Annotated in this window: 20 protein-coding genes and 7 tRNA genes; 3 read left to right on the top strand and 24 right to left on the bottom strand. The window is 49.8% G+C overall.

Annotated elements, in window-relative coordinates; all coding sequences use genetic code 11:
* Positions 1-35: 35 nt before the first annotated feature.
* The 9 genes from ACYZZ0_RS01625 to cysQ all read right to left on the bottom strand — a co-directional run bounded on the left by ACYZZ0_RS01625 (position 36) and on the right by cysQ (position 5,881).
* Positions 36-344: a hypothetical protein gene (locus ACYZZ0_RS01625; protein WP_461534817.1), complete on the bottom strand. Its 309-nt coding sequence runs from the start codon at positions 342-344 to the stop codon at positions 36-38.
* Positions 345-539: 195 nt separating this feature from the next.
* Positions 540-1,061, bottom strand: coding sequence for a hypothetical protein (locus ACYZZ0_RS01620; RefSeq protein ID WP_461534816.1), 522 nt, complete (start codon positions 1,059-1,061; stop codon positions 540-542).
* Positions 1,062-1,219: 158 nt separating this feature from the next.
* Complete coding sequence (locus ACYZZ0_RS01615) at positions 1,220-1,750, bottom strand: hypothetical protein (protein ID WP_461534815.1); 531 nt, start codon at positions 1,748-1,750, stop codon at positions 1,220-1,222.
* A 238-nt stretch (positions 1,751-1,988) separates the two neighbouring features.
* A complete protein-coding gene (locus ACYZZ0_RS01610; protein WP_461534814.1) occupies positions 1,989-2,510 on the bottom strand; it encodes a hypothetical protein in 522 nt (173 codons plus the stop codon).
* 388 nt (positions 2,511-2,898) lie between these two features.
* The gene (locus tag ACYZZ0_RS01605; protein ID WP_461534813.1) at positions 2,899-3,246 is read right to left on the bottom strand and encodes a hypothetical protein; all 348 of its coding nucleotides are present in this window, start codon (positions 3,244-3,246) and stop codon (positions 2,899-2,901) included.
* A 131-nt stretch (positions 3,247-3,377) separates the two neighbouring features.
* Positions 3,378-3,451 (bottom strand) — tRNA-Cys (locus tag ACYZZ0_RS01600).
* Between the two features lie 5 nt (positions 3,452-3,456).
* Positions 3,457-3,544 (bottom strand) — tRNA-Leu (locus ACYZZ0_RS01595).
* Positions 3,545-3,667: 123 nt separating this feature from the next.
* The gene (locus ACYZZ0_RS01590; RefSeq protein WP_461534812.1) at positions 3,668-5,032 is read right to left on the bottom strand and encodes a phosphohexomutase domain-containing protein; all 1,365 of its coding nucleotides are present in this window, start codon (positions 5,030-5,032) and stop codon (positions 3,668-3,670) included.
* A gap of 27 nt (positions 5,033-5,059) precedes the next feature.
* Positions 5,060-5,881, bottom strand: coding sequence for a 3'(2'),5'-bisphosphate nucleotidase CysQ (cysQ, locus tag ACYZZ0_RS01585; protein WP_461534811.1), 822 nt, complete (start codon positions 5,879-5,881; stop codon positions 5,060-5,062).
* Positions 5,882-6,033: 152 nt separating this feature from the next.
* On the opposite strand from cysQ, the gene ACYZZ0_RS01580 reads away from it, so the two are divergent.
* Complete coding sequence (locus tag ACYZZ0_RS01580) at positions 6,034-6,837, top strand: hypothetical protein (protein WP_461534810.1); 804 nt, start codon at positions 6,034-6,036, stop codon at positions 6,835-6,837.
* Positions 6,838-6,895: 58 nt separating this feature from the next.
* Here ACYZZ0_RS01580 and ACYZZ0_RS01575 read toward each other — a convergent pair.
* The 10 genes from ACYZZ0_RS01575 to ACYZZ0_RS01530 all read right to left on the bottom strand — a co-directional run bounded on the left by ACYZZ0_RS01575 (position 6,896) and on the right by ACYZZ0_RS01530 (position 13,154).
* Positions 6,896-6,969: transfer RNA gene (locus tag ACYZZ0_RS01575), tRNA-Cys, on the bottom strand.
* A 149-nt stretch (positions 6,970-7,118) separates the two neighbouring features.
* Positions 7,119-7,192, bottom strand: a tRNA-Cys gene (locus tag ACYZZ0_RS01570).
* A gap of 149 nt (positions 7,193-7,341) precedes the next feature.
* Positions 7,342-7,415: transfer RNA gene (locus ACYZZ0_RS01565), tRNA-Cys, on the bottom strand.
* 149 nt (positions 7,416-7,564) lie between these two features.
* Positions 7,565-7,638, bottom strand: a tRNA-Cys gene (locus tag ACYZZ0_RS01560).
* A 15-nt stretch (positions 7,639-7,653) separates the two neighbouring features.
* Positions 7,654-7,729 (bottom strand) — tRNA-Gly (locus tag ACYZZ0_RS01555).
* Positions 7,730-7,822: 93 nt separating this feature from the next.
* Positions 7,823-8,392 (bottom strand): CDP-diacylglycerol--glycerol-3-phosphate 3-phosphatidyltransferase, encoded by a 570-nt coding sequence (pgsA, locus tag ACYZZ0_RS01550; RefSeq protein WP_461534809.1) that lies wholly within the window; start codon positions 8,390-8,392, stop codon positions 7,823-7,825.
* A 74-nt stretch (positions 8,393-8,466) separates the two neighbouring features.
* A complete protein-coding gene (gene uvrC, locus ACYZZ0_RS01545; protein WP_461534808.1) occupies positions 8,467-10,335 on the bottom strand; it encodes an excinuclease ABC subunit UvrC in 1,869 nt (622 codons plus the stop codon).
* A gap of 42 nt (positions 10,336-10,377) precedes the next feature.
* Positions 10,378-11,031, bottom strand: coding sequence for a UvrY/SirA/GacA family response regulator transcription factor (gene uvrY / locus ACYZZ0_RS01540; RefSeq protein ID WP_461534807.1), 654 nt, complete (start codon positions 11,029-11,031; stop codon positions 10,378-10,380).
* A gap of 444 nt (positions 11,032-11,475) precedes the next feature.
* The gene (locus tag ACYZZ0_RS01535) at positions 11,476-12,405 is read right to left on the bottom strand and encodes an electron transfer flavoprotein subunit alpha/FixB family protein (protein ID WP_461534806.1); all 930 of its coding nucleotides are present in this window, start codon (positions 12,403-12,405) and stop codon (positions 11,476-11,478) included.
* A complete protein-coding gene (locus ACYZZ0_RS01530; protein WP_461534805.1) occupies positions 12,405-13,154 on the bottom strand; it encodes an electron transfer flavoprotein subunit beta/FixA family protein in 750 nt (249 codons plus the stop codon). Before ACYZZ0_RS01530 ends, ACYZZ0_RS01535 begins: the two co-directional genes overlap by 1 nt.
* Before the next feature lie 559 nt (positions 13,155-13,713).
* On the opposite strand from ACYZZ0_RS01530, the gene ACYZZ0_RS01525 reads away from it, so the two are divergent.
* Positions 13,714-15,366 (top strand): electron transfer flavoprotein-ubiquinone oxidoreductase, encoded by a 1,653-nt coding sequence (locus tag ACYZZ0_RS01525; RefSeq protein ID WP_461534804.1) that lies wholly within the window; start codon positions 13,714-13,716, stop codon positions 15,364-15,366.
* Positions 15,367-15,603: 237 nt separating this feature from the next.
* On the opposite strand, the gene ACYZZ0_RS01520 is transcribed toward ACYZZ0_RS01525, so the two are convergent.
* From ACYZZ0_RS01520 to nfuA, 5 genes are all read right to left on the bottom strand, one after another.
* Positions 15,604-17,430, bottom strand: coding sequence for a hypothetical protein (locus ACYZZ0_RS01520; RefSeq protein ID WP_461534803.1), 1,827 nt, complete (start codon positions 17,428-17,430; stop codon positions 15,604-15,606).
* Entirely contained in the window at positions 17,427-19,952 is a 2,526-nt protein-coding gene (locus ACYZZ0_RS01515; protein WP_461534802.1) for an AAA family ATPase, read from the bottom strand. Before ACYZZ0_RS01515 ends, ACYZZ0_RS01520 begins: the two co-directional genes overlap by 4 nt.
* A 117-nt stretch (positions 19,953-20,069) precedes the next feature.
* Entirely contained in the window at positions 20,070-20,555 is a 486-nt protein-coding gene (greB, locus tag ACYZZ0_RS01510; protein WP_461534801.1) for a transcription elongation factor GreB, read from the bottom strand.
* 202 nt (positions 20,556-20,757) lie between these two features.
* Positions 20,758-21,330, bottom strand: a complete 573-nt coding sequence (locus ACYZZ0_RS01505; protein ID WP_461534800.1) for a GNAT family N-acetyltransferase — start codon at positions 21,328-21,330, stop codon at positions 20,758-20,760.
* Between the two features lie 166 nt (positions 21,331-21,496).
* Positions 21,497-22,078, bottom strand: coding sequence for a Fe-S biogenesis protein NfuA (gene nfuA / locus ACYZZ0_RS01500; protein WP_461534799.1), 582 nt, complete (start codon positions 22,076-22,078; stop codon positions 21,497-21,499).
* 311 nt (positions 22,079-22,389) lie between these two features.
* Here nfuA and pfkA point away from each other — a divergent pair, with 311 nt between their 5' ends.
* The gene (pfkA, locus tag ACYZZ0_RS01495) at positions 22,390-23,373 is read left to right on the top strand and encodes a 6-phosphofructokinase (RefSeq protein WP_461534798.1); all 984 of its coding nucleotides are present in this window, start codon (positions 22,390-22,392) and stop codon (positions 23,371-23,373) included.
* Positions 23,374-23,412 lie beyond the last annotated feature (39 nt).

Raw genomic sequence — 23,412 nt, 5'->3', positions numbered from 1 at the left:
ATCTGAGCTCTTTTTATCTGAGATATTCGCCAGAGCTACAGATCCAATCCCAACTGGCCATCAAACAGTTCAATCTGTTCGGTCAGTTGGGATACCACAACCTTCCCCCGCCGCACTGTCAGGTTGTCCAGCATACGCAACAGAATAGCCCTGCAGATCGGGCAGCAGTGATTCAGCATCGCTTCCGTCAGAACCTCATAGCGACGTCCCTTTGCAATAAGGTGACGACACAGGGCTTCGTCCGGTGCAGATTCGATATCCAGATTGGCGCTGACAATGTGGTACTCACCTTCGTCCAGAGTCATCACATAGCCGGCGAGAAAAGTTTGCCTGACTCGTTTCACAATAAAATTACGGGGGGTTGCAGCTCAATATCGGGAAAAGGCGCGTAACATACACTATTACAGCATGATGTAATAGCGTTTTGCGATCAAGCAGTTATACCTGATTGGCTTTCTGCCGGTGTGATGCCAGAAAAAGATATAAAAATGGCTGTAACCAACTGGTATACAGCCATCTTCCGGTCAACTGAACAGGTGTCAGCTGGACAACGGACAGGTGACAGAAATCGTTGTCACAACAGATGCTTCACCCGCTGCCAGGCTCGCTTTTTCAATACTGGTATTCATCCAGGCACTATAGGTATCGGCAGGCAGGATGCTGCGGCTCTTTTCGCCATCCCAGCGGGCAATAGGTCTCTCAATGGGCTGCGGAATCTCTTTCTTGCCGGCAACAGTCAGATTGGTATTGTTGCTGGTCATAATCCCCTGCAGGTTGTCTGACAAGGATTCCAGATCCAGCGAAACATAGGCTGCAGGCTTTTTACCGGAATAGTCACTACCGGCCATCCAGTTGTTACTGGAAATCGTGAATACGGTTTTGTCGGCATTCTGCGCATCTTCACCGGCAAAGGCGATACTACCCTTGGCATCGGAGATGGTAACGCCACACACCGGATCAATATTGGTTGACCACTCCATATCGGCAGCCTGAGCGGATACAGCCGCTACGGTACAAAGCGAAAACAGAGTACTGATTGCAAATTTTCTGGACAGTTTCATAACATCACATCTTTTTATGGGCATGGCCCGGAAATAATGGAGAATCTGTTCAGCCCACCCGAGCAGACTGAAAGATCACCAGTCGTTTGCACGACTCTGGTTATCAGCAGGAGCAAAAAGAGCTGCTACCTGCCTTTTAATAGCTGTCAAAGCTGCTGTCAGCTGGCCAACGGGCAAGAGACGGTAATCGTTGTGACCACAGATGCTTCACCGGCCGGCATTGAATCCCGCTTCAGGGCAACCTTCATCCAGGCACTGTAATCACCTGCCGGAAGTACATTTTCCCGACGTTTCCCGTCCCAGAAAGAAACCGGGCTGAATGTATGCCTGTTGCCGATCGCGTCACTGGTAAAAGTCATCAGCGCATTATTCGCATTGAGCCTGCCACCGAATGCCGGAGAAACATCATCCAGATCAACCTTCACATAAGCTGAAGGCCTGCCGTTGTTATAGGGGTTCGCTATCGGATTGTTACTTGCAATAGTAAAAGCCGTACTGTCAGCACTTTTGACATCCTCCCCCATGAAAGCAATACCACCTTGACCATCCCTGATCTGAACCCCGCATACTGGTTCAATACGAGTACTCCAGCGCATGTCACCGCCATCAGCAGCCAGCACTGAACCTGCGCCTCCAGCCAGAACAGAAACCACAACAGCATGAGTCAAAAACCGGGATGTCTTTTTCATAACGGGCGTCTTCTTTTTCGTTAAATTCAACTTTATTGTTGATAAATCAAATTTTATTTAAATCTGGCTCCGAATTTTAAACACCTCAGCCCCGCTCTCAATACGCATTTAAGACATCAGTATTGGTGTAGATACAAGCTAAACGACACGCATCTCTTTTTTAAAAACAAAACCATAGAACCAGCAATAGATTAGAAGCACTCTGTCCTAGTCTGCCACGTTTAATAACTGTCAAATCTTATAACGGACAGGAAACAGTGACGGTAGTCACAATTGAAGCTTCACCAGCGGGCATGGATGATCTTTCAATTGGTACCATCATCCAGGCATTGTATTCGCCGTTTGGCATTATGGTTTTATTACTGGCGCCATCCCAAACATCAATAGTTTTTGCAACCAGGTTGTTATGAGTTGCGGGGCTTTTAAGCATAAATATTGCATTATGCTCGTTAACCCGGCCATCAAAGTTTGAAGAGACGCTGTCCAGGTCAACCTTTACATAAGCCGAAGGCTTGGGACCAAAAGGACCTGTCATCCGGTTATTACTGGTAATAGTGAATGTGGTGTTATCGATATTATTGTAATTATCACGGCGGAAACCGATACCACCCTGACCGTCCTTTATCTGGATACCACATACCGGCTCTATACGGGTACTCCAGCGCATGTCACCACCATCAGCAGCCTGGCTGACGCTCGCGCTTGCGGCCACTGCAGCAACAACAGCCGTGCTCAGGATAAACTTCTTTGTATTCTTCATTGCAGGACGTCTTTTAAAACTCAAATAGTATGGGTTTGTATAATTATTGTTATTTTCCCGATTGATTTTAGAGTGTAATTTCAGTGCAACAATACGCACTTTAGACATACTGCCTAGTGTCTTTAACAATAGAAAGAATATTATTGCCGTCTATTTTTGAAAAAATGTATATCTATGAGTAATTTTTGTTTATTTCGTAAACATCGAGAAATAATTGAACTTCAGTATCAGGCAAACCGGATTTAATTAATATTCATTCTCAACAAGCTGCAATTTTAAATAAAAACCAGCTCATCATTCTATATTTACTTCGAACCTCTGAATTCGTTAATTTAAAATTACATTTTGTGTTTAATACTGATCAAAATTAATCATGCAAACACGCTCCTTAATCAAAAAGAATATTATTATTTTTTTCAGATCGAATAATACCTTTTGCAAGCCAGGCGCTTAGTAAGCTGAAGCACATCACTCCGCCAAGAATCAGGGCCATTCGTAACCAGGGCTGCCCTGTTACCATTCTCATCTGAACAAGATTAACCAGAGTAGGCAGCCAGACGACAAAAACGCCTGCCACCAGACCGGTCTGCAAGATTCGGGTTACGGTGCGGGTACGGAACAGTGCCAGCAAGGGAAAGGAGGTCGTAACAACAGCCATGACATACTCGCCACCGCGCAGAAAATGGGCTGCAAGCGGCAAGTAAGAGAAAATCAGAAGAATAAAGCGTAAAGCCATAGCACCAGAGATAACCAAACCATTGGTTCTACAGCATTCATCTTTTAAGCTTCATTGACAATAAGGGAATACAACGCCAACGGTTGATTTGCCAGAGAGAAGCAAGAAAAATAATTGGAAAAAGAAGAAAATGGAGGCGAGTACCGGAGTCGAACCGGTCTAAAAGGAGTTGCAGTCCTCTGCATAACCGCTTTGCTAACTCGCCATATATGGTGCCCGGAGCCGGAATCGAACCGGCACGACCTAAACGGTCGGCAGATTTTAAGTCTGCTGTGTCTACCAATTTCACCACCCGGGCTTTCGGATGGATTGAGCCGGGAGTAATTCCCTCACCCAACGAAGGCGAATTATAGGGATCCGCCCCAAGGGAATCAAGCGCCTGACGGCGCCTGAGGCCCAATTCTCAGTAAAAATGTGGTTTTTACTGACGCAACAGTTCCAGAATATCGCGAGTCTTTGCTTCCATCAATGCTGTATTTTGGCGGGATTCAACATTAAGGCGTACGACAGGCTCAGTGTTTGAACTGCGCAGATTGAAACGCCACTCTCCAAACTCCAGACTGATGCCATCGGTTTCATCAACAACATCAGCATCATTGCGGTAATGCTCCAGCACCCGGGCAATGGCAACTTTGGATTCAGCCAGCTTGCTGTTGATCTCACCGGAAGATGGATGCAGGGCAATACGCTCAGCAACCAGTTCAGACAGGGTTTGCTGTTTGATGCAAAGCAACTCGGCAACCAGCAGCCATGGAATCATACCGCTGTCACAGTAAGCGAAGTCACGGAAGTAATGGTGGGCACTCATCTCGCCACCATAAACCGCGTCCTCTTCACGCATCCGTTCCTTGATAAACGCATGACCGGTTTTGGACTGCACAGCCTTGCCGCCTGCAGCCTCGACGATATCAATGGTGTTCCAGGTCAGGCGCGGATCATGAATAATCTTGCTGCCCGGCTGCTTCTGCAGGAAGGCTTCTGCCAGCAGGCCGACAATATAGTAGCCTTCGATAAAGCCACCGTTTTCGTCAAACAGGAAGCAGCGGTCAAAATCACCATCCCAGGCAATCCCCATATCTGCTTTATGCTCTTTAACCGCATCAATGGTCGCCTGACGGTTGTCCGGCAGAATCGGGTTAGGAATACCATTGGGGAAGTTGCCGTTGGGCTCATGGTGAATCTTGATAAAAGACACCGGCACATTGTTGGCCTGGAAATGTGCTTCAATCGCATCGACAGCATGTCCTGCAGCGCCATTGCCAGCATTAACGACCAGCTTAAGAGGGTTCAGCTTTGACAGGTCAACATATGCCATCAGATGCTGGATATAATCGTGCAGGTTATTTAGCTGCTGATATTCGCCACGACGTTCGGCCGGAGCAAATTCATTTTTTTCAGCCAGTGCCTGAATATCTTTCAGTCCAGTATCGGAGCTGATCGGCTTTGACTCTTCCCGCACAAACTTGAGACCGTTGTAGTCCATCGGATTATGGCTGGCAGTGACCATAATGCCACCGTCCATTTTCAGATGAGCCGTTGCAAAGTAAACTTCTTCAGTGCCACACAGACCAATATCGGTAACATCAACACCGCCCTCGCGCAGACCTTCAGTCAGGGCCTGCTTCAGGCTTTCAGTGCTGAGGCGAATATCACCACCGACAACAACTTTTTTCGGCTGCAGGTATTCGGCATAGGCCCGGCCAATACGAAAGGCAATATCTTCATTCAGCTCATCCGGCAGCCGACCACGTACATCCAGCGCCTTGAAACACGTTAGAGAGGACATCTTTTTTTCCTGATTACAGTGCAGTAATTACAGGCCGGAGTTATCCATAAATTCCGGCCGGGTGCCGCCCCAGGCGACAAATTCGGGGTTCAGCAGGGATGCTTTGGTGTTATAACGCAGCGGCAGGCCGCTCAGGCAAGTCATATGGCCGCCGGCCTGCTCCAAAATACACTGGGCTGCAGCCGTATCCCACTCACTGATACTACCCAGCCGCACATGGCAATCAATCTGCCCGGCAGCAATACGACAGTATTTTAGCGAAGCGCCAACCGGAACAAAGTCATAGCTCATATCACCCAGAAGTCTGACCAACCGCTCAGGGTTCTTGTTATGAGAGCGACTACAGGCCAATCGCCAGGTACCCGCTGACTCTACTTTTGTGACCTGAAGCGGCTGCGGCTCAGATTCGGGACTTGAGAGCCAGGCACCCTCACCTTTTCGGGCCCAGAAGGTTTCACCCGTAGCAGGCATATAAATAACGCTTTGAACCGACTCATGATTAACAACAAGCGCGATATTGACCGAAAATTCATCATTCATTTTGATAAATTCGCGAGTGCCATCCAGCGGATCAATCAACCAGTAACAGTCCCACTCCTGACGTTCTTCCCAACTGATATTATCTGCTTCTTCCGAAAGCTGAGGGATATCAGGTGTCAGCTTTTCCAGCTCTTGCCTGATGATCTGATGAGATTTGAGATCCGCTTCGGTTACCGGTGAGTTATCGGATTTGGTTTTAATATCAACTGCGGTTTTATAAACGGCCATGATGGCATCACCGGCCTGGCGGGCAATCCGGATCAGATCTTCATGACGGACAACAGAAGCTGAGGGCGCTGCTGATGACATGACTGTAAGCATCCATACAAAGACAGGTTGCAAAGCGTAACGCATCCCAACCGGGAACAAAAGCCGACGGCTCCATTCAACATAACGCACAAGGAGTTTTCTTCACTTACACTTATAGAAGTTATGCTGGCCAAAGACAGGCAAGGAAGCTCATGAGCCGAATTGGAGATGCTGTTCGCAGCGTTCTGTACGAACAGCCCGGACAAATACCACAAAAATCAGACCAGAGTTCCAGTGATAACAGAGTACGCCGGGCACATATACCCAATTTCATTTATGTTATTTGGGAAAAACTTGAAGGCATCTCGCTAAAATCACGCAAAGCCTCCCCCCATAACCCGACACAGACTTACCTCACAAAAAGCAAAGAATCTCCAGCGGTTCCCGAAAGTGTAGTCACCAAGAAGAATGCCGAGTCCAATAAAGCAGCAATTAAAGGCTATCTGGCATTTCACCAACAAAAGTACCTGCAATCACTCTCTGAATGGCGGGATCTGACCCCTCACGCCAAAGCTGACATTGACTTGAATGAGACGCTGAAAAAGCGCACCAGGGTAGTCGCCATGTGGCTTGTCAATCATAAAGGAGACAGCGAAATTAGCGGAGAGCTTTCTCTGCCAAAAGTACGGGGAAACGGGGAAGAATTCTCAAGAGGCCGGCTGACACCAGATTTACTTCATGAGGCTACTAATATCGCCTTCAGAAGCATGCTGGATGACGATCGATATGAATTTGATCCGGGAAAAGCCCTGTATGCTCGCCAACAAACCATGAGTCATAGATTATATCCGGATTCGGCAGTTCCCGAGCATCCTGATTACCCAACCGAAAAGACCGAAGGGTATGACGCAAAATACTTTGAATTTGATAATGCTGACCCTGATAGCCGATATATGCTTTTTAACCAGTGGTCACATATGTTGAATGCCCCCGAGAGTGACTTGGACGAGTACTGAGACAGGAGATTACAGCCACATAAAAAAAGGCCTGAACATTTGTTCAGGCCTTTTTTTATGGAGGCGAGTACCGGAGTCGAACCGGTCTATATGGAGTTGCAGTCCACTGCATAACCGCTTTGCTAACTCGCCGTATTTTTTAATCTTCATCAAGGCACAATATAAGTCTGCCTTTTCAGATTTAATTTGGAGCGGGAAACGAGACTCGCTCATAGGAAAGAGCCGACCCCAACCTTGGCAAGGTTGTTTCCTTCAAAGTGAAGGGGCTCTATCCAATAAAATGGAGGCGAGTACCGGAGTCGAACCGGTCTATATGGAGTTGCAGTCCACTGCATAACCGCTTTGCTAACTCGCCGTATTTTTTAATCTTCATCAAGGCACAATATAAGTCTGCCTTTTCAGATTTAATTTGGAGCGGGAAACGAGACTCGCTCATAGGAAAGAGCCGACCCCAACCTTGGCAAGGTTGTTTCCTTCAAAGTGAAGGGGCTCTATCCAATAAAATGGAGGCGAGTACCGGAGTCGAACCGGTCTATATGGAGTTGCAGTCCACTGCATAACCGCTTTGCTAACTCGCCGTATTTTTTAATCTTCATCAAGGCACAATATAAGTCTGCCTTTTCAGATTTAATTTGGAGCGGGAAACGAGACTCGCTCATAGGAAAGAGCCGACCCCAACCTTGGCAAGGTTGTTTCCTTCAAAGTGAAGGGGCTCTATCCAATAAAATGGAGGCGAGTACCGGAGTCGAACCGGTCTATATGGAGTTGCAGTCCACTGCATAACCGCTTTGCTAACTCGCCGTATTTTTCAAACTTTGGAGCGGGAAACGAGACTCGAACTCGCGACCCCAACCTTGGCAAGGTTGTGCTCTACCAACTGAGCTATTCCCGCTTTGGTCCAGAGCGTTATGTTTCCGCTCCGAACGGCTGTGCATTCTAAGATTTTTCCCTGCTTTGTCAACACCTTATAACCCAAACCTGGCAATTATTCTTTTTTGCCGAAAGGATCCAGATCAGGCCAGGCCGCTTTCAGGTAGGCAAACATCGACCAGATGGTTAAAACGGCAGCAATATAGAGCAGTGCCACCCCGAACCAGCTCAGCCATTTCCAGTCGACCAACGGAGTTGGTGACATCAGCAGGATCAGAATAGCCAGCATCTGGGCTGCGGTCTTCAGCTTGCCCACATAACTGACAGCAACACTGGTACGCTTGCCCAGTTCCGCCATCCACTCCCGCAGCGCAGAAATTACAATTTCCCGACCAATAATGATCATCGCAGGGACAGTCAGCCAGGCCTCGGCAATTTCACCCACCAGTAATGTCAGTGCGGTAGCGACCATCAACTTATCTGCCACCGGATCCAGAAAAGCCCCGAATGCGGTGTTCTGATTCAGACGACGGGCCAGATAACCATCAAACCAGTCGGTCGCAGCGGCCAGTGCAAAAATGATGGCACAGGCTTTATACCGCCATTCGAACGGCAGAAAAGCGGTTGCCACCAGAACCGGGATCAGTACGATCCGCATCAAGGTCAAAATATTGGGAATATTCATTTTGGTTATTGCTGCTGCCTAATCCGGGCCCGGGATGAATTCCGGACTATCATAACGATGAAAACGCTGGAATATTATCCTTGCGTATCAGAATGTAAACCCTCGTAGATCTGAATCGCCAGTTTTCGACTGATTCCTTCTACTCGACTGATCTCTTCCATACTCGCTTCAGCCACTCCGCGGGCACTGCCAAAAAACCGAATCAATGCGGTTCGGCGTTTGGCGCCAACCCCCGGAATATCTTCCAGAGCCGAACGCTTGCGGCTTTTATCACGACGCTGGCGGTGACCGGTAATTGCAAACCGGTGAGCTTCATCCCTGATATGTTGAATCAGGTGCAACGCGCCGGGATGATCAGATGCATCAATCTCTTCACCGGTGGTCAGCAGCAACGATTCCAGCCCGGCTTTGCGGGTCGGTCCCTTGGCGATGCCGATCAGCACCGGCATGGTATCAAGCTCAAGCTGACTCATTGCTTCAACGGCTGCGGATAACTGGCCCTTGCCACCATCAATCCATACCAGATCAGGCCAACCGGCAGCCTGATCTTTTGAATCCTGTTGACGGCCATAGCGCTTCTGCAATGCTTTGGCCATGGCCGCATAGTCATCACCGGGAGTGATGCCTTCGATATTATAACGACGATAGTGCTGACTGGCCGGTCCTTCCCGGTTAAAAACCACACAGGATGCGACAGTTTTTTCACCCATGGAATGACTGATATCAAAACACTCCATCCGCTGAATCGGTTGCGGCCAGTTCAGCAGTTGTTCCAGTGAGCGATAGCGATTCAATACCGTCTGACTATTGGCTAGATGTGCATTTAACGCATTGCGGGCATTGCGTTCGGCCATTTCCTGCCATTTCCGCCTTTCCCCCCGGGTCAGGTTTTTAAATACTACCCGTCGTGTAGTCAGCTGATAAATCGCATCAGCCATAACCTGTGTATCATCCAGCCGGAAAGGCAGTAGCACTTCATCCGGCCAGTCCCGCTTATCGGCATTGCGAATATAAAAAGGTGCGAGGAAATCTAGCAAATACTGGGCCGGTTTTTCATCAGTACGAATATCATGAATAAAATGCTTACTATCCAGTACCCGGCCATCCCGCACAATCATCACCAGATGGCAGCAGGCACCGTCTTCAATTACCTGGGCAATCACATCGCAATTGCCCTGCCCGGCCCAGACTGACTGGGTTTTCTGGACTTCCCGCAACTGTTCGATCTGGTCGCGTAATTGTGCGGCCTGTTCAAATTCAAGCTTTGATGATGCGGATTCCATATCAGCCAGTAGCTGATAGATCAGTTCCTGACTTTTACCTTCCAGGAACAGCCGGGAGTGCATCACATCTGCAGCATACTCTTTATCACTCACCAGTCCGTCAACACAGGGCGCCTTGCAACGTTTGATCTGGTACTGCAGACAGGGACGGGAGCGATTATTGAAATAGCTGTCATGGCACTGCCTCACCTTGAATATTTTCTGCAAAATATTCAGTGTTTCCTTCACCGCTCCGCTACTGGGATAAGGCCCGAAATAATCACCCTTATGCCGCTTGGCACCACGATGAATATCCAGCCTGGGCTTGTGTGCCGGATCTTTATCGTTACGGGACAGGTAAATAAATGGATAGGACTTGTCGTCCCGCAGCAGCACATTATAGGGCGGGCGGAACTGCTTGATCAGGTTCTGCTCCAGCAGCAGGGCTTCCACTTCGGTTTCTGCCAGCAGCAGTTCGATATGACAGATACGGGCAACAAGCGCTTCGGTTTTAACCCCGACACTGCCCCGAAAATAGCTGCTCAACCGGTTTTTAAGATTCTTGGCCTTGCCGACATACAGCGGTTCCCCGTTACCATCCATCATTTTATAAACGCCGGGGGTGGTCGGCGCAGTTTTCAGGAACTGTCGGTAATCAAATTCCGGAAGCGTAACAGGCATGAGGTCCAGCCATTGCAATAAACAGAAAAGTGGAGAATCCGTCTATTTTATCTTTACCTTGTCGTTTTCTACCAGCCCGTGACGAATGGCCAGATGGGTTAATTCTACATCACTGGTAATCGCCAGCTTTTCAAAAATGCGGTAACGGTAACTGTTGACTGTTTTCGGACTGAGATAAAGCTTGTCGGAAATCGCCTGAACCCGCTCGCAATGAACCAGCATCAGGGTAATCTGCATTTCGCGGTGGGACAGACAATCAAAGGGAGAAGCAGGCTCACGATCCAGTGCACTGATTGCCAGTTGCTGGGCAATCTCCGGATTAATATAACGCTTGCCTTCGTTCACCATTCGGATCGCCTTTTCCATTTCTTCCAGGCTACTGCCTTTGGTTAAATAACCGCAGGCTCCAGCTTCAAGTAGTTTTGAAGGAAATGGCGCTTGAATCAGGGCGCTGAGGGCAATCACCCGTATTAACGGGCTGATTCGAACAATACGTCGGGTTGCTTCCAGTCCGCCAATACCCGGCATCCGGACATCCATCAGGACTATATTAGGTTCCAGCACCCGGGCAGCCGTTACCGCATCTTCACCGCTGGCCACCTGGCCGATAACCGTAACTCCGTCGATATCTTCCAGCATTCTGGCAATGCCGGCGCGAACAATCTCGTGATCTTCAGCTATCAATACTCGAATCAACGGATAACCCTCCTCAGGGGTTAATTAACAGTCAACCTGATCTTCGATAAGCGTTTTCTTTAAATACTTCCCTTAAGCACCCGGTCAGCTGCTTTCGCATATTTTGACGGTGCCTTTTTCCACCCTTACTGCGTTGCAACTCTGGTCACGTAGCAAAAGCTACGCTCCCGACGTTGCGCCTTGAAGGCTGAAAAAATTCACTCGCCAAAACATTGCAAAACAACTGGCCGGGTACTTACTTCAAATGACGACAACACGCCGATAAAAGATTCACCTGTAATGCTTCAAGTCCGTTTGAAACGATAAGGTCAGTGAACACTGATGTTTTGTTTCAGCTTGCCTGAAAACAAACATAAAAAAAAGCCCGCAGACAAATGCGGGCTTTTTTCATTGTTTTTGCAGCCCGAAAACTACGCAACAATTGATGTTGATTCTGTAATGAGCTTACAGCTTTTCTGCCAGCTCAGGTACAGCATCAAACAGGTCAGCAACCAGACCGTAGTCTGCAACCTGGAAGATCGGTGCGTCTTCATCCTTGTTGATGGCGACGATGACCTTGGAGTCTTTCATACCGGCCAGGTGCTGGATAGCACCGGAAATACCGGCAGCAATATACAGCTGCGGAGCCACAACCTTACCGGTCTGGCCGACCTGCATATCGTTCGGTACAAAGCCGGCATCAACTGCAGCACGGGAAGCACCTACTGCAGCACCCAGTTTGTCAGCCAGCGAGTACAGAATTTCAAAGTTCTCGCCGTTGCCCATACCGCGACCACCGGAAACGATAATATCGGCAGCAGTCAGCTCAGGACGGTCAGACTTGGCCAGCTCTTCACCGACAAAGCTGGAAACTTCTGCATCGTGGACGATAGACAGTTGTTCAACAGCTGCATTGCCACCGGTCGCTTCAGCAGCGTCAAAACCGGTTGCACGCACAGTGATAACTTTCACAGCAGCACTGGACTGAACGGTTGCAATGGCATTACCGGCATAGAAAGGACGCACGAAAGTGTCTTCGCTTTCAACCTTGATAATGTCGGAAATCTGGTCAACGTCCAGCAGGGCTGCAACACGCGGCATAAAGTTTTTGCCGGTGGTGGTTGCAGATGCCAGTACGTGGCTGTAGCCCTTGCCCAGTTCAGCAACCAGCAGACTGATGTTTTCAGCCAGCTGATGCTCATAGGCTGCACTGTCAGCAACCAGCACCTTGCTCACGCCGGCAACAGCCGCTGCAGCTTCTGCTACACCACCACAGTTAAGACCGGCAACCAGAACATGAACGTCACTGCCGATAGCCTGGGCTGCGGCCACAGTATTCAGCGTGGCCGGATTCAGACTGTTATTATTGTGTTCAGCTACGACAAGAATGCTCATCAGATCACCTTTGCCTCGTTCTTCAGTTTTTCTACCAGCTCTTCCACACTGCCGACCTTGATACCGCCCTGGCGCTCGGCCGGCGGCTCAACTTTAACTGTGGTCAGGGTCGAGCTGATTTCAACACCCAGTTCAGCCGGTGTTTTAACAGCCAGCGGCTTACGCTTGGCTTTCATGATGTTCGGCAGAGAAGCGTAACGCGGCTCGTTCAGACGCAGGTCAGTGGTAACAATCGCCGGCAGTTTCAGCTCAACAGTCTGCAGACCACCGTCAATTTCACGGGTGACCTTGGCACTGCCGTCTTCAACGTTCACTTCGGAAGCAAAGGTACCCTGCGGGTAACCTGCCAGTGCAGCCAGCATCTGGCCGGTCTGGTTGTTGTCGCTGTCGATGGACTGTTTGCCCAGCAGAACGAGGTCAGGCTTTTCTTCGTCAACCACAGCTTTCAATAGCTTGGCGACGCTCAGGGAATTCGGGCTGGCTTCGGTTTCAATCTGGATACCACGGTCAGCACCCAGCGCCAGAGCGGTACGGATTTGCTCCTGGCAGGCTTTCGGGCCAATGGATACGGCAACGATTTCTGAAGCAACCCCCTTTTCCTTCAGACGTACCGCCTCTTCTACCGCAATTTCGCAGAAGGGATTAATGGCCATTTTGACATTGGTAAGATCAACATCGGAGTTGTCGGCTTTGACGCGAGCCTTGACGTTGTAGTCGATGACGCGCTTAACAGCTACAAGAATCTTCATGCTCTTCTCGTAATGTCCTTTCAGTTATCAGCCCGGTCACAGCCGGTTTTATTGGAGAACATTCGTACCTGAATACCGGAGTGCCAAATTGACTGCAGGCAATCCATTCAGGGGCATATTCCCACTCTTTTGTTAAGGCTGTACCGAACCTGTTATACGCTGCCTGCGAGACAAGCAGGCGATTCGCAGTCGCACCGTATGTTGAACGCTGCAAGCCACGAGGTCAAGGAATTCCCCAAATGTCCATTGCGACAAAACGCAAAAAAAAGCCAAATTTTGTCGTTTTTATTTATAAAACCAACGCATTTTTGATATGATCTAGCGCCCTCAACCAACACTCGACCCGCCCGCCGAATAATCTGCACGCTTAACAAACTGGTTATTTGCAGTGAAATTTGTATAATGCCAACAAAAATTCAAACGCACGTTTGATCTCGGCCAGGCTCTGAACGAAAACAACATACTGCCGCTGCCATAAACGCCAGTCAGGCACACAAGACTTCAGAGCGACCAGATTCCCGATTGCCATAACGGCTTTCGCTTGAGCAGGAGACCCCGCATGGAACGAGAATCCATGGAATTCGACGTAGTCATTGTCGGCGCCGGCCCTTCTGGCTTATCCGCTGCCTGTCGACTGATGCAACAGGCCCAGCAAGCTGAACAGGAACTGACAGTTTGTGTCGTTGAAAAAGGCTCCGAAGTCGGTGCACATATCCTGTCCGGTGCGGTGTTTGAACCCCGCGCCCTGAACGAGCTGTTCCCGGACTGGAAAGACATGGGTGCACCGCTGAACACCCCGGTTAAAGGTGATGAGATTTACTATCTCACCGGTGCTGACAAGGCCAAACAGATTCCCCACTTCCTCACTCACAAAACCATGCACAACGAAGGCAATTACATTATCAGCCTGGGTAATCTGTGCCGCTGGTTGGGTGAGCAGGCCGAACAGCTGGGCGTAGAAATTTTCCCCGGCTTTGCGGCCCAGGAACCCATTATTGAAGATGGCGTTGTCAAAGGTATTCTGACCGGCGATATGGGTGTCGGCGCCAATGGTGAGCAAAAAGACAGTTACATGCCAGGCATGGAATTGCGCGCCAAATATACTCTATTTGCTGAGGGCTGCCGTGGTCATATCGGCAAACAGCTGATCAGTGAATTCAAGCTGGATGAAGGACGTGATCCGCAGCACTACGGTATCGGTATCAAGGAACTGTGGGATATTCCGGCAGAAAAGCATCAGCAGGGCCTGGTTGTTCACACTGCAGGCTGGCCGCTGACTGAAAGCGGCTCCATGGGTGGCAGCTTCCTGTACCATATCGAAAACAATCAGGTAGTTGTCGGTCTGATTACCGACCTCAACTACTCCAATCCGCATGTCAGTCCGTTTGATGAATTCCAGCGCCTGAAGCATAACCCGGTGGTAAGTCAGTACCTTGAAGGTGGCAAGCGTGTTTCCTACGGTGCCCGAGCCATTGCCAAAGGTGGCCTGCAGTCTCTGCCGAAAATGACCTTTGCCGGCGGCCTGCTGATCGGTTGTGATGCCGGCACCCTGAACTATGCCAAGATCAAGGGCTCTCATACTGCGATGAAGTCCGGCATGATTGCCGCCGAAACCGTATTCGAAGCTCTCAAGAGTGGTGGCGAGGGTGGCAAGGAACTGGGCGCATTTACCGATGCTTTCGAAAGCTCCTGGCTCTATGAAGAACTGCACCAGCAGCGTAACTTCGGTCCGCTGGTTCACAAGTACGGTGCATTTGTCGGCGGCGGACTGTCCTGGCTGGATCTGAATATTTTCAATGGCAAGCTGCCTTTCACCCTGCGCGACGGTTCAGCGGATCACGCCCAGATGAAACCGGCTGCAGACTGCCCGAAAATTGATTATCCGAAGCCTGATGGCAAGCTGAGTTTCGACAAACTGTCGTCTGTCTTCCTGTCCAACACCAACCATGAAGAAGACCAGCAGTGCCATCTGCGTCTGAAAGATGCCGATCTTCCTCTGCGTGATAACCTGCCAAAATTTGATGAACCCGCCCAGCGCTACTGCCCTGCCGGTGTTTATGAAGTGGTGGTTGATGAAGATGGCAGCAAGCGGTTCCAGATCAACAGCCAGAACTGTGTTCACTGCAAGACCTGTGATATCAAGGATCCGGCCCAGAACATTACCTGGGTAACGCCGGAAGGTGCTGGCGGTCCTAACTATCCAAATATGTAATTGCTTAAACTGAGTAGTTCTTAACTAGCTCATAATTATCTAGGCCCCGGTCAGAACTGACCGGGGCTTTTTTGTGTCTTCATTTCAACCTCACACTAATTTCATTTCCGGCATTGAAATTTCCAACTCACTTTCTGATTAACTTTTTGCACGGAGTTTATTGGTGGGCACTCAAATTCATAAGATATATGATTGTATAATATATTTATATTTTAGAGGATACCTAAAAAAACCGGCTTACCCGGTTTTTTCGCTCCTGTCGTGGAGATCCTGCAGTTTTTGCAGCCACTGTCTCACGATCTGATCCCTTTCAGGCAGAAATAATAATCCAGCCGACTGTGGCAGCACTGGAAGTTCACCCGTTAGCTGATGTCGGGCTGAAACCAGAGAGACAATATTTCCTTCCTGGCCATGGGCAAACAGCAATAACAGCATTTTAACCGGCGTCATTGCCGGACACTCATCACTGGACAGCTGCTGTATTCCCAACAAGTACTTCTGGGTCAGAGTATTCAAACTGTGACGCCTGATGCTTCCCGCATTGGAATACTTGGCATCAAGAATGGCCACCAATGGTGTCGTCCAACCCGGACGCCGAATGCGAATAACAAAATCAGGACAAAAGAAGTGGCTCTCAAAATCACCACAGAATACATCACTGATATCAATCAGATCCCCGGGACGGGAGCTGTCACTGAAAGGATAGATTTGGGGTTCATAAAATAACTCAATCAGCCCCCCTGCCCCGCTGAACACAAACAGATTATTGATTTTCCCTGCCGGTCGGCTGTCAGTAACTCCACCAAAAGGGCTGTCGATACCATGCTGTTGCCATGACTGTCGCTCCAGCACCACATCAAACTCTTCCTGAATCAGCCGCACAAGATGGATCAGGCAGACCAGCTCATACACCAGCGTCAGGTTTTTCATTCCCAGCAACAGTTCTTTGCGCTCCTGTTTCGGAGCTGCCATTCCATACCAGTCGGCCATCCATTCAAACAGGTGCCGATAATGGGGATGTTTTAACACCCACGCGGTTGGTACCGGCTTCAGGCCGGGAATAACTTTCGCAGGAATACGCTTCAACAACTGTCGCCGCAACCGCTCGGTAGACAACAACAGTTCCTCGATTTCAGATAACTGATATTTAAGAATACTTTCCCGGTAATGATTCAGGGTCTGGTTAAAGCTGATAAAGTCCTGCCCTTCCTCCCGGGCAGCATCTATCACCTGCAGCTTCTGCTTCTGGTAACTGATGCGCAGTGAGTGCAAAAAGTCGATGGCTGCCGCCAGAAAACCGTGAATAACCCGGTTTTCTTCAACATCGGTATTCTCGACCCGGGTTTCATCCGGCAGTTCTTCAAACCGGTAGCCACGATTTTGAAAGCACAGATTGGCTTGTTCAATGGGAGCCGGGGACAATTGATCGAGATGATTCAAAGCCCAGAGCACACTGTCCGGGCCCGAAGGCTGACCACGCTTCTGGGAGCCAAGCCGCTCTTCCCACTTCACTGGATGTTGTCGTATAAAGCGGGTTTGATGAGTTGTCAGGAACTCAACGATCTGCCCCAGCAGCCTGATCTTCTGATGACCGGACTCACTGCCTGCCTGACGACCTTTCACTGTGCTGGAGAAACACAGCGTTGTAACATCATCAATATGGCGGGAGATATACTCGAACATGGTCGAGGCGACTTCAGCATTGGCCGGACGTGCCAGCACCGCAATCATAACGGTCAGGGTTACCGCAGGCTCAGCAGCAAACACCAGTTTTGTTTCAATATCACCAAAAGCGTTATAAAACAGCTGGGCTTCTGCCCGGTTGCCAATATCCGGGGTACCAAAAACGCGCAGACCGTCAGGGTCACGGTAAATAAATGCCAGCTCCAGCAGATCACCGCCCAACAGCAGAGAAGGCTCTCCCAGCTCTTCAATATCCTGATCACTCAGCCGCACTCTGAATTGTACGGCTGCGGTTTCAGGCAATTGGTAATGCCCGCCGGGTATCAGGTTTATCTCATGCTCATTTCCGGCAACATCATAGACCAGCTGCCAGCCGCTCATAATCCGCGCCCGTAGCTATACAGGTTCTGCTTACCGGAAGCGATCATCTGCTGCAGCATGCGACGGGACTGTTCCATTTCCTCCGGCAGCTTGTCCAGCAGCAACTCAAGTCTGTGACCAAAGCCTTCACCAAAACCATTCAACAGCGGAACAATATGCTGGCTGACGGCGTAATCCAGTGCTGGCAGTCGCTCAATTAGCGGCGAGGCTACATTGAAGTAACTGGCAATCGCCTTCAGTTTACGGTGGGAAATAATCACCGGAGCACCATACTCCGGATTAGCGTCTCTGAGCGTACTGCAGATATTCATCAGAATACTGCTGATATCATCCGGCATATCATAAGAAGCCGGGGTAAACAGCTGCATAAAGTCCGCCCCGGAAATGGCCGGAATATCAATATCAGTCATTGCCGCATTCGGTGTGAATGACAGCATATCGACTGAAATATCGTCGCTGAACTCGATCACAGCAGCCCGATCGAGCATTCTCGGGCTCAGGCTCTGCACGGTTTCATCCTGGTTAATCGTTCCCAGGAAGCGCATATAGGTCGGGCAAATCATCTCCGGCTGTTTCGGATCACCGGTACAGATCACCCGGTCTGATTCCGGGTCAGCCATCTGCAGGAAAGGTGAAAAATAATGCTCCGGTTGAGACAGGTTCAACTCATCCAGCAGCAAAATGGCCGGTGCCATTTCATCCGCCTCGTCTTGCATATGCGCCAGCAATTCATACAGTCCGCTGGCCGAAGGATTAAAAGACTGTGACAGGGCATTATAGAATCCCAGCACATCACGGGGTGAGTTCCAGCCACGGGCTACAGGAATATTCAGCAGTCGACGCTGCAATCCCATCGCCTGCCCGATCAGTCGGGCAAAGGATGTTTTACCGGTGCCCGGCAAACCACTGAACAGGGTAAACTGACTCTGGGCCAGCGTGATCAGAATATTGGCGGTAGCGTTATAATCGGTCTTGCGGCCCAGCTCTTCCAGCCTTCCGGCGACATGATCGATATAGCTTGCCCGACTCTGGTCAATATCCTTTGATTCCAGTGAATACTGCAACCTGGCCGGCACATCAAAGTCACGTACTGGCTTGAATTTTTCCGGTCGAACGCCGCTCAGAGCATCAACCTCGGGCTTGAGTTCAACCAGGCGGGCCACCAGCGTCTCGTTGGAAGCACGTAATCTGGCAGCCACTTGTTCCTGTTGCTGCTCCATGGCTATTTTCAGATCTTTGGCTTCATTCCGCTGGCCCTGCAGCCGTTTAATTTCACTCTGGATCTGCTGCTGGGTTCTCAACAGGTCATGCCGGTCCGAGAGCTTGGCAATATCCCGTTCAATTTTGCTTTTTCGATCCTGAAGCTGCTTTAGCTCTTTGTCATCTGAAGGCTGCTCGATAATTACCGGCGCCTGTTTGACGTCATCCCATGACTCAAGTTCATCCAGCTCCCGCCTTTTCTTGATCAGCTCGGCTTCAAGATTCTTGCCTTCACGTCGCAGCGCTTCAATTTTCTTTTTCTCATCAGCCTGCTCCTGCTTGAGCAGTTTCAGCAACTGTTGTTTTTCAGCCTTGAAGAAGCGCTCTTTATTGGCCTCAATATAATCACGCAGGGTTTGCTGGCCAATATCCTGTTTAAGAAAATCGTCAAACAGGGAAGTTCGGGTGGTGCCCCAGACCGCGGCTTTATTCAGGCTTTCCAGAAACCGCTCAAACCGCTGCGGATGCAGCTGGAATTCTCGTGAAGTCTGGCAATTCTTGCGAATCAGCGCCACCATGCCTTTGGTAAAGCCCTTCACGTTGGTAGAGCCGGCCAGCATATTGCCGTATTTGGTGATCAGCTGATCGGTATTAATAAAATCCCGGTGGGTCTTGTTCCCGGCCAGCAGCTGTTTGACATTGCCCAGCAAGCCATAGCTGTCCGAGCCTTGCTTAAGTTGTCTCAGCTGACTGCTACACTGCTTCATATCCAGTTCGGTCACATGAAAAGCCGGCAGCACATTACCGGCACTCTTTGCCAGTTTGAAATCTTGGGTCGAAGCGGTAATTTTCAGCGTGTAGGTATGGTCTTCATTGGCCTGACTCTCACAATCGAAGGGGCCATAGGCCTTGTCATCATGAGTCAGAAAGATCTTGCGGGTAAGCGGTGGTGTATCAACCGTCAGCTGGCTGGCATCAGGCTCTGGCAGTTTGCTGCGGAATACATGGCAGGCCATCAAGCCTTTGGTTTCATCACAATAATCTGCATTGGTGACATAGAGGCAGTCACCGGTCCGGAATTCTTTCTGATTAGGAATAGCACGGGCTTCAAACAACCGATTCTGAAACCGCTCTTTCAGTTCATCAAAGCCGCTGGTGACAAACAACTGACCGGTTTCACATAGCATCTCCCGGGTATTAACCGGTGCCATGCTGCCGTCTTCAAACACTTCGAAGTGGACACTCAGCTTTCCTAATCCATCAACAAAATTAGGATAATTTTCTTCGATAGTGCACAACAGCCGACGACTTTCACCAGACATACAAATCTCTATTCAGGCGGGTAGAAAAACCAGAGTGGAACCAGTCCGGTGGGAGTATACGTCAATTCTGCCATCAAAAAGATGGCATTTATCAAACCGTGCAGCGATCTATGCTATTTAACCCTGTGTAAAAGGCTGATACTGGATTTTATTGATAAACCAGACCTTGATACCTTCCGGAGTACGTACCACCACCTCATCATCTTCCGACTTGCCAATCACCGCTCGGGCCATTGGCGAATCGATGGTGATATGACCTTTGCTGACATCGATTTCATCGGTACCGACTATTCGGCACTGCAGCATATCGCCGTCTTCATTCTCGAGTTCAACCCAGGCGCCAAAGAATGCCTTGCCTTCCTGCTCCGGTGAATATTCCACTACCTTGAGTACTTCCAGCCGTTTGCGCAGAAACCGGACCCGGCGATCAATACTGCGCAGCTCCCGCTTGCCTTCCTTATATTCTGCATTTTCCGAACGGTCACCCAGAGCTGCCGCCTCAGAAACGGCCTGAGTAACCTGAGGACGTTTCTCACGCCACAAATAATCCAGCTCCTGCTGTAAGGCTTCTTTTCCTGCCCGGGTAATCAGGTTCGACTTCATAAAGACAGAGCCATCCTTTTATGTCCAAACGCTTTGGTTTTAGAGCCTGTTCATGATCTTTCGTGGATAGCGAAAATGTTGAGAAAAACCTCAGGTGCTCCGATTTTTCGAGGCGCATAGTGGTGCTATGTAACGAGGAAAAGCGGAGCACCTGAGGTTTTTATCGGCATTTGCAGCCCACGATAAGATTGTGAACAGGCTCTTAATTAAATGCAGAATAACAGATACCATAATGCAGCCGGTCATCAAAACCACCGGGGAACGGGTAAAAGCCGACCTGATGCCCCTCTTTGATCATTCCGACCTTTTGCATCACCCGCTCCGATGCCCGGTTATTACCGTAGCAATCCGCTGTAATCTTGTGGGCCTGAAGTACCTCAAAGCCATATGCCACCAGCCAGCGGCTGATCCTGGTGGCAATGCCCTGACCCTGATAAGCCGGAGCCACCTGATAACCCAGTTCAAAGATTCCGGCGATAGCAACAGGTAAAAGTGTTGCCATACCTGCAAACTGATCATTTTCATCACGTATCACAACAACCGGTAATGGCTCACCATCCCCTTTCAGAGCGGCGCGGTTTTTTAGTGCCAGCGGCATAAAATAACTGTGGAAGAACTCATCCGGTGCCGGGGCAAACCAGAGATACTCCGTTACATCGGGATCCTGATAAAGCTGAATAAGCTCATCCATATCTTCCGGACAGAGCAGCTTGAAACTCAGTGTTTCCGTCAGAGGAATCGGCTGGTTTTTTAAGAGTTGTTGTCGTTGCAGCATGACGGCAGCATCTCACTGAATGGTTGGCAGCCGCATATAATTGTTATTACAGGATCATGAGTACAGGGCGGGATATACCTATTGGGGAAAACAGGCCATCAAGCGGAGTAAAATCAGTGAATGAATAACCCAAAAAGTGTTATCCATTCACCTTTTCACCGGTAACTTACTTGTAGTAAGCGTTGGTTCGGTCAGAGTGGTCGGTTACATCGCGTACACCGGCCAGCTGAGGGATACGCTCCATCAGCGTTTTCTCGACACCATCTTTCAGGGTCACATCAACCATACCACAGCCCTGGCAACCACCACCGAACTGCAGTATTGCAACATCGCCATCCATTTCAATCAGGCTAACCTGACCACCATGGGAGGCCAGACCAGGGTTAACCTCGGTTGCCAGAAAATAGTTAATCTGCTCCGGCAGCGGGCTGTCATCAGTAATACGCGGTGCCTTGGCATTCGGCGCCTTGATGGTCAGCTGGCCACCCATACGGTCTGCACCGTAGTCCACCAGCGCTTCTTCCAGAAACGGCTCGCTGTCAGCCTCGATGTAGCACAGGAATCCGCTCAGCTGCAGCGTCAAATCGCCTTCCTTTTCTTCACCCGGCTTGCAGTAGGCCAGACAGGTTTCGGCATGAGGGGTACCCGGCTGGGTTACAAAAACACGGACATTCATGCCTTCGGTTTCCTGCTTTGACAGCAGGCCGGACAGATATTCCTGAGCTGAATCGGTAAACGTAATATTCAAAACTGCCACCTTTCACTTTAATCCGGCTCATTCTATTCCAAAGTGGTGGCAGGCAAAAGACCCAGTTAATTGGTGGGTTATTGCAAAACCGCCTCACAAGAGGAACAAAAACAAACAGACCCAAACTAGCAAAAACACAAGCATGAACAGCATCCGGGATTATCATTGACACATATCAACCTTATTCCACGCCTTGTACCAGTGAAATAGTCGCCATCCACCCGATGGTTCTATAATCAGGATTCAGACTCATTGTTTCAGTGGTACCCCTCTCATGGCTGCTGAAATCCAACTGAAGAATGTCTCAACTTATGACTAAACAACTGTCCAGCATCGGTGTTCTGACTTCCGGTGGTGACGCGCCGGGTATGAATGCTGCCATCCGTGCTGTTGTCCGCACCTGTGTTCACTACGGCATCAAGCCTTACGGTATCAGTGAAGGTTATCAGGGCCTGATGGAAGGCAAAATGGAGCTGCTGAATGCTCGCTCTGTCGCCAACATCATCAACCAGGGCGGCACCTTTCTGAAATCGGCCCGCTGTCTGGAATTCAGAACCCCAGAGGGCCGGCAGCAGGCATATGATGTATTCAAGGAAAAGGGACTGGATGCGCTGGTTGTTATCGGCGGTGACGGCTCCTTTACCGGTGCAAAACTGTTTGCCGAAGAGTTCGGTGTGCCGGTGATTGGTATTCCCGGTACGATTGATAATGATATCTACGGCACAGATTTCACTATCGGTTATGACACTGCACTGAACACCGTGGTGGAAGCTGTCGACAAGCTTCGTGACACCGCTACTTCTCATAACCGCTTGTTCTTTATCGAGGTTATGGGTCGTGATGCCGGCTTTATTGCCCTGAATACCGGTATTGGCTGTGGTGCAGAAGAGATTCTGATTCCGGAAGCCAGCCGTGGCCTGGATCACCTGGTCAATTCCCTCGAGCGCAGTGGTCGTGCCGGCAAAACCTCCAGCATTATTATCGTTGCTGAAGGAGACAAATCCGGTGGTGCTTTCGAGCTGGCACGTCAGGTCGAAGAAAGACTCCCGAATTACGACAGCAAGGTAACCGTACTGGGTCATATCCAGCGTGGTGGTTCCCCTTCATGCGCTGACCGGGTTCTGGCCAGCCGACTGGGTGTAGCGGCCGTCAAACTGCTGCGTGAAGGCCAGAGTGGTGTGATGGTTGGTATCCGTAACGGCCATGTCGTCAGCACCTTCCTGTCTGATGCGATCAGCCAGAAACAGGGGATTGATCCGGGTCTGCTGGAAGTAGCGGATATCGTCTCGCTTTGAGGCTGCTTCCGATAAGACAATGAATGAAATGCGACCCGT

Origin of the sequence: Spongorhabdus nitratireducens (assembly GCA_947387575.1) — a bacterium.
GTDB lineage: Bacteria > Pseudomonadota > Gammaproteobacteria > Pseudomonadales > Endozoicomonadaceae > CANDOC01.
This window is presented reverse-complemented; position numbering and strand designations above follow the sequence as displayed.